Here is a 7,668-nt window from a genome sequence, read left to right on the forward strand (position 1 = left end):
TTTTAAGCCCACAAAAGGGGGCTTGGGTAAGTGCACCCTTTTGCAAAGATCCATAGCAACTGAAATTTATTTTAAAATTGGCTTGACTTTATATAGTTGGTCTACGGCGTTGGGGTCGGGATGTTGTTTGTACGGTCAGTTGGACGGGGATATCGGAGAACCCCGTTGTTCTCGGCCGCTTGACAGCGACGGTGTAGGGGCTACCCGCAGGGGAGCCCGCCCCGGCCGCCGGGGGTCATAGGTTCAACGGCAAATGGGCCACATTTGCCATCCATAAGTTCCTGCCCTGCTGCTTTATGACCATAAACAAGAACAATTACAATAATAATGGAATGAGAGACGAAATGTATATTTCAGTGTATAATAAGAACATATGCAGTGATAAACAATAAAATGAAGGTGAGGAAATTTTCATGGGGAATTGGCTGTCTTGGATTTCAGATTTTTTCTATTTATTATTTATTATAGGTTTAGGTTTCTGTATTTGGTGGTTTTTTAGAATCAGTAAAGCTGGTTCTTCTGTGGAACAGATTATTTCTGTTTTGCAGAATTATTCTCGGGAATCCATCAGGGAAAATTACGGCAATCTTCAGGCAGAAATGGGGCAGGCCCCGTATGATTCGATTTGGAAGAAATTTGAACGGACGCTGTTCAAAAGCAAAGCAGAAGGGGTGCTGATGACCCAGGATCCGGAGGCTTTTTACAATGATCAGACTTTGTTGGACAATCTGCCTCTGGACCTGTTCCGTGCCATGCCGGGAATTTTTACCGGCTTGGGGCTTTTGGGGACTTTTGTCGGGATTACCGCAGGAATCAGCGGCATCGACCTGGGCAATGTGGAAACCATGAAAAGCGGGATTGAAGTCCTGCTCAGCGGGACGAAAACGGCGTTCCTGACTTCTGTGGTCGGACTTCTCCTGGCACTGGTGTACAACCTCGTTGACACCTGGATTTACCGTCCTTACACCAAAAAACTGGCCACTCTGATCGATCAGCTCAATACCCTTTTCCCTTCCAAGAGTCTGGAAGAATTCCTGTCTCATCAGGCGGAACAGGCGGAAGAACAGACGGATGCCATGCGGGAACTGAATGGGGAACTGGTGGGCCGTCTGGAAGACATGTTCGTAAAGCTCAGCCAGAGCATTGATGTGGCACTGAAAAACAACTTGACGGAATCTTTTACTCAAAGCCTGGAACCGGTTTTCCAGGATTTGAACCAGTCCATTGACAAACTGGGCAGCAGCGCCGGGGATACCCTGTCCAAATCCATTGAACAGGGGGCCGGGGACCAGATCCAGGGCCTGGCCGTGACCCTTCAGGATTTCCAGGGGAAAATGGGCAGTATGATGGAAGTCTCTGAACGGCTGAATGCGGAAAATACCGCCCGGCTTCAGGGGTCTGTAGAGATGATGGTGACCAAGCTGAACGAAGCCATGGACGCCAATATCCAGAAACAGGCCACTACCAGCGATGCCAGCCAGGCGGCTATGAAGCAGTTGGTGGAAGAGATGAACACCAACCTGAAAGCAGCTCTGGATCAGATGGTGGAAGCTGGCCGGACAGCCAACCAGGCTTTGCTCCAGACTACGGAAGCCACCAAGGGAACCATCCAGGAGATTACAGACACCATGAGCCAGAGCACCCGGACCCAGAGGGACGAAATGATCCAGGTGACAGCGAATATGAAAGAATCCGTTTTGGAAGTGCTGAAACAGCTCCAGACCGATATGCAGGAACGGAACCGTACCATGGATTCTTACATGGCCGGGCTGAAGGAAATGCTGGGGCACAACCGGGAAATCATGGCTTCGGCAGGGAAAACTGCGGACAAATTTGCCCAGGCCAGCACGCCCATGCAGAAAGTGGCGGATACCTTGGGCAGTCAGCTGAACCTGGTGGTCAGCGCCAGCAATCAGTTCAACAGCCATGTGGACCAGAATGTCCAGAAACTGGTCCTGGCCAGCCAGAGCAGTCAGAAAGATCTGGAACTGATCAGGGATTCCATGAGTACCATGCGCAGCGCCTGGGAAAACTATCAGCAGACTTTCCAGGGGGTAAGCCGGGAAATGCGGGAAGCTACGGATACGTTGGCCCGAACTCTGGAGCAGTACAATACTTCTACCAGCAAATGGCTGTCTGAAACACTTGGCCAGTACGACAAGAGCATCAAAGAGGCCATGAATTCCGTGTCCACCATCAACCAGAGTCTGAGTGATTCCATCCAGGATCTGTCCGATGCCATGGACAAGAACAGACGGCACTAAGGAGAAACCTGAATGTGGAAGAAAAAGAAAGAAGAAAAAGCCCAACAGAGCGGTGATGCTTTTACCACTTCTGTCAGTGACCTGATGGCAGGGCTCCTGAGTATCTTTATCCTGGCTCTGTGCTATTTCATGCTGAATTTCCAGACGGTGACCAACAAATATACCGGGAATACGGAATTGCGGAATCAGCTGCTGAAGGATGTGGGGAAGGACCTCCAGGCCCAAGGCCTCCAGGTGCGGATTGACACCAAGCAGGGAGTGCTGCGGATCCCGGAAAGTGTGCTGTTTGAATCTGGGGAAGCCAATATCAAAGAACAGGGGCAGGCAGCGGTCAGCAAGCTGAGCCAGTCCCTGCTGAAAACCATGAGCCGGCCGGAATATCGGGAAGCCCTGGAAACGGTCTTTATCGAAGGCCATACGGACAATGTGCCCATCCACAACGAATTTTTCCAATCCAACTGGGAGCTTTCCACCCAGCGGGCCATCAACACCTGGAATTTGATGCGGAACGATGTACCGGAATTCAACTGGCTGGTGAATCCCCGGGGAGAACCTATCTTCTCCTGTTCTGGCTATGCGGAAACCCGGCCTGTCCGGGAAAATGGTCTGGATCCCAATTCAGAGGCGGGACGGGCCGCCAATCGGCGGATCGATATCCGGTTTGTTATGATGCCGCCCCAGGATCCTGGGGAAAAGCCTTCCGGAGGCAGCCATGGATAAGTCGTTGCTGCACAGCCTGGAACGGCTGAAATCTTTCAAAATCCGCCTGCCTGATGTATGTCTGCATCCAGGCAGGCCCGTGGAACTGGAAAAATGGATAAAAAAGACCGTATCCAGCTCCTGCAGCCGGCCAGCCCTGGATCCGGTGACCATGGAAGAGCTGTATGCCAAGGTGAAAAATCAGGAAAAGAACCGGAAAGTGGTGCTGGACTTGAGACGGGAAATCCCTTTTCTGCCGGTGCTGCTCACTCGGGACAGGAAGGAAAAACCCCGCTTTTATGAAGTTCTGCTCCAGGACATCCTGCAGGCTATAGGGAATGGGGTTCGTCGTTCCGTCCGGCGGAATACCTTCCGAAATCTGGTATTTGCTTATTTTACTGTATACGGACAGCCATACAAGGGAGAACGGCTGCAGAAATGCATTTCTCTTTTCCTTCAGAAAGACCCAGAACTGTTGAAATCGGTGCTGTATCTCCGGAACCGGAAGCAACTGCTGAAACCCAATGGCCATAAGCTGTTGACCCGGGAAATCCAGAACCGGCGGAGTTTTCATAAAGCATTGGAAGAATTCTGCTGGCCGGTGAACCTGTGGTATGGGGCATTTGCCCAGTGGGCTGTCAAGGATTTTTTTCAGCTGGAGGAAGAGGACGACTGGGATGACCTGTTCGGCGTATTGAAAGAAATCTGTGAGGACAAGGCCTGTGAGAATATGGTCCCTTTTGCTGCCGAAAAGATGATTTACCTGACGGACCGGTCCGGCGACGGAAATCGGGAAAAAGAAGTACGGATCCTGCTGCTGCAGGCGCTGGGAGATCCCCGGGACCCGGGGTCCAGTCTGAACTGGGTGGATGTGGATGAAAAGGCCCAGGAGATTTTCCTGGCCTGGCTGAAAAAGAACGATCTGAACCTGTTCTTTACCATTATTTCCAAGACAGTACGGCAGGTTGCCACATCGGAAAACATGTGGAAATACCGTAAAAGTTTTTGGGAAAAATATCTGGATGCCATGTACTATACCCGGGTATTTCTGGGGCCCGAAGCAGAACAGATTGCCAGGCAGATGGATTTGGCCAAACAGGGTATGGGCTTTGGACGGTTGAACGGTTCCGGAGATTCCCTGAGAAGTCTGCTGATGTTCAGTATTGGGGATTACGTTTTTATTGAGGCCAGCCACAATGGCAAACTGAGAGTTTGGAAAAGAGGAAAAGAGCCTCTGCCTTTTTATCAGGCAAAATATACATATAAAGGATTTTCTTATACGGACGTTACACAGGCTTCCAATATTGAGGAAGAATTCGTCCATTCCAGTTCAGAAACCGGTTCCTGGCAGCGGAAGGTCAATGACTGGGTGCGGAGACACTGTGGAGTGCGGCCCAAAGAAAGCCGATGGAGGTAGAATAATGACCAACTACCGCTTTTGGACAGCACAAGAGAACGGATATTTTTACCCTTGTGTTCCAACTGAATCTACAGGAGACTGGCCGCTGATACAGGGACAGTTGGAAATCCTGGCTTCTGAAGGGAAAGTGGAGGAGAAAACAGATGGATTCCTGCTGCCCCATGGACAGGCTGTGGAACTGGATCCGGAAATTTCAGGGATCCTGGAACTGCCGGAGTGTTTTCCTTATGCCATCACTCTCCGCAGCCACGGCAGTCTGGGTTCTCCTTCCTTCCGCTATGACCTGGAATACCAGCGATCAGACGGGACTCCTTTTTATGGAATCAGGGTGTTGGGGTCTTATGTGGAACTGAGCCGGGAAACCTGTTACCGGTTCAGCAGGGACCAGTATGAATTGGTGAACCTGGTGGAAGAGAGCAACCGGGAAAGCCAGCAGATTAAGAACAGAGGGGAACTGAGCCAGTACAATACCCTCCAACTGGCTCGAATCAAAGAGAGAGCGAAAAAAATCCACGCCACCCTGGACCGGTTCATGGAACGGCAGAAAATCGTTACAGCGGATAAACTTTCTGTGCGATTGGAAAAAAATCCGGACGGATCCTTTTCCGTACTGCCGGTGCTGCTTCGAAAAGATGGGGATTCCTATACCCGGATGGAAGCCGATTCTCTGGAGCAGGGATTCCGGAGCAATCCGTACAATACCGGAAAAATCTATGGACCGGACAAGACCCAGTATGTTTTTACTCCGGAACAGGAAGAAGGCATCCGGCAGATGCGCCGGTGTCAGCGGCTGTCTCCGGAGGCGGCTCGGCAGGTAGCAGAACACCCTCGGGAAATCTTTGGTTCAGATGCTTTCGATTTTGATTTGGGAGTCTATGGGGACAGGGTGGTCTCCATTGGAGAATTTCTGGCTCCAGATTTGCCTTTTTCCCTGAGTTCCGGGCGGAACTGGCTGCCTCCGGAAGGAGCCGGCATGAAAGCTGCCGATAACCGGGAAAAATCCGGGGACCATTATGCCAGCCTTGCGCTGGATGAAAAAGATTATCCCGAACTGTTCCTGAAGGTCAGCGATGCCCTGGACCGGGGAGAAACTCGGATTGTTGTTGGAGACCAGGAAGTTGAACTGACACCGGGTTTCCTGGACTATGTGAACCAGCTGAAGGCAAAGGCTGGGGAAAAGCAAGAGAAACAGAACCAGGAACCGGAAGCCGCTGGTGAAAAGAAAAAAGAAGCGTCTCTCCAGATCCAGGAGAATTTCCTTTCCCAGGAATATCGTTCCCGGAAAGCGGCACGGGAGAAACGGCTGGGGTCCAACCGGCTGGGGGATTACCTGGGTCAGGGCCTGAAACCAGGCATCCGTCCCATGCCTCACCAACAGGTGGGAATGGAGCAGCTGGCGGCCTGCTGGGAACATGGTTGTCATGGAGTCCTGCTGGCGGATGATATGGGGCTGGGGAAAACACTCCAGGCTTTTGGATTCCTGGCAGCCCTGAAAAAAGCCTATGGAAACAGTGCCATGGCATCGGTACTGATTGTGGCCCCGGTTTCTCTGCTTCAGAACTGGATGGAAGAGTACAGGAAATTTGTGGCAGAAGGGTTGTTTGATGGAATTGTGCCCATGTATGGGAGCGAACTGAAGAAACACTGGGCCAGGAATCCGGACGGGAGCCGCTGTTATTTTCGGCCCCCGGACCCCAATCTGAAAGAAGTTTCCATGTTGGATTTTCAGGACAGGGAAAATCGGATCGATTACAGTCGGAACCATCTGATTCTGACCACCTATGAAACCCTTCGGGAACTGCAGCTTTCTTTTGGACGGGTGGCCTGGAGTGTCATGATCCTGGATGAAGCCCAGAAAATCAAGAATCCGGCCACCCGGACTTCTGTTGCGGCACGGGCCATGAACTGCGATTTTGGACTGGCACTGACAGGGACTCCTGTGGAAAATTCCTGGACGGATCTGTGGACCATTATGGATTTTGTGGAACCAGGCAAATTGGAATCTCTGAAAGATTTCAACAGTCATTATCAGCATCAGCTGCAGAATGTGGAAAACAAGGGGGAACTGTTGAAAGAACTGGGTGACCAGCTACGGAAGAATCTGGATCCCTGTTTTATCCGGCGGCTGAAAGAAGATGTAAATCTGGGGCTGCCTGCCAAAGAAATCCTCCGGTTCAAGGATCCCATGCCGGAAGAACAGCGGAAACTGTATGGGGAAGTAGTCCGGGAAGCACGGGAAGGGCAGGGAGAAAAATCCATCACCATGCTCCAGGCCATTGCCCGGCTCCGGGATATTTCTCTCTGTCCCAGTCTTGGAGCCGGCGGGAATGTAAAGAAATATACTTTGGGTGATCCGGAGCATTTCTTTGGCTCCTCTGCCAGACTGATGCGGACAAGGACAATCCTGGATGAAGTGAGAGAAAAAGGGGAAAAAGCCCTGATCTTTGTGGAAAGCCGAAAAATTCAGCTGCTGCTCCGGACTTTTCTGGAACAAATCTACAAAATCCAGGTGCAGCCTCCCATTAACGGGACCACACAGGCTGTGGCCCGGCAGAAAATGGTGGACCAGTTCAATCGGGCACCGGGGTTCCAGGTGCTGCTGCTGTCTCCGGAGGCTGCCGGTGTGGGGCTGAACATCACCGGGGCCAATCATGTAATCCATCTCAGCCGCTGCTGGAACCCGGCCAAAGAAGACCAGGCCACGGACCGGGCTTACCGGATCGGCCAGAAAAAAGCGGTAACCGTCTATCTTCCCATGGCTGTGGATACGGACTTTCCGGAAGACGCATCCTTTGATCTGAACCTGGATGCTCTGCTCCAGTACAAGCGGGATTTGAGCCGAAGCGCCCTGTATCCTACAGAAGCCAGTGAAGAAAATGCTGTAGCCATGCTGAAACGGATTGAAGAGGCGGCAGGGTGAAAAGCGGCGGCCGGGAAGGGCGGGCCTTCGGCTCGCCCCTACACCGTTGGGGTCGAATGTTGGATGCAACGGTCACAGGAACGGATTTTTTGACAACCCCGTTTCTCTGATTTTCTATTGCATCTCTGACCCCAACGTGGTAGGGGCTGCCCGCAGGGGAGCCCATCCCGGCCGCCGGTTTTCTTCCATTAAAAAAGGACCCGCCTTTTTCGGAGGCGGGTCCTTTCCATTGGCAATTGACCATTGACCACTGACAATAGAGAAGGGGGGGGGGGGGGTGGGCCCCGCCCCCCCCCCCTCCCAAATAATCACACATAGCCCGCCCCGCGCGCCTGTCGTCCTGGTGAGGCTGCTATAAATATCAT

General features: G+C 52.0%; 4 protein-coding genes. All 4 read left to right on the top strand.

Annotation, left to right across the window (positions count from 1 at the left end; translation table 11 throughout):
* Positions 1 to 413: 413 nt before the first annotated feature.
* Entirely contained in the window at positions 414 to 2,264 is a 1,851-nt protein-coding gene (gene zorA, locus ACTQY1_RS11040; protein ID WP_441369182.1) for an anti-phage ZorAB system protein ZorA, read from the top strand.
* A gap of 12 nt (positions 2,265 to 2,276) precedes the next feature.
* Positions 2,277 to 2,984 (top strand): OmpA/MotB family protein, encoded by a 708-nt coding sequence (locus tag ACTQY1_RS11045; protein WP_441369183.1) that lies wholly within the window; start codon positions 2,277 to 2,279, stop codon positions 2,982 to 2,984.
* Positions 2,977 to 4,380: an EH signature domain-containing protein gene (locus ACTQY1_RS11050; RefSeq protein ID WP_441369184.1), complete on the top strand. Its 1,404-nt coding sequence runs from the start codon at positions 2,977 to 2,979 to the stop codon at positions 4,378 to 4,380. Before ACTQY1_RS11045 ends, ACTQY1_RS11050 begins: the two co-directional genes overlap by 8 nt.
* 130 nt (positions 4,381 to 4,510) lie before the next feature.
* Positions 4,511 to 7,303, top strand: coding sequence for a DEAD/DEAH box helicase (locus tag ACTQY1_RS11055; protein WP_441374196.1), 2,793 nt, complete (start codon positions 4,511 to 4,513; stop codon positions 7,301 to 7,303).
* Positions 7,304 to 7,668 lie beyond the last annotated feature (365 nt).

Source organism: Acidaminococcus sp. HCP3S3_G9_1, assembly GCF_052122455.1.
Taxonomy (GTDB): Bacteria; Bacillota; Negativicutes; order Acidaminococcales; family Acidaminococcaceae; genus Acidaminococcus.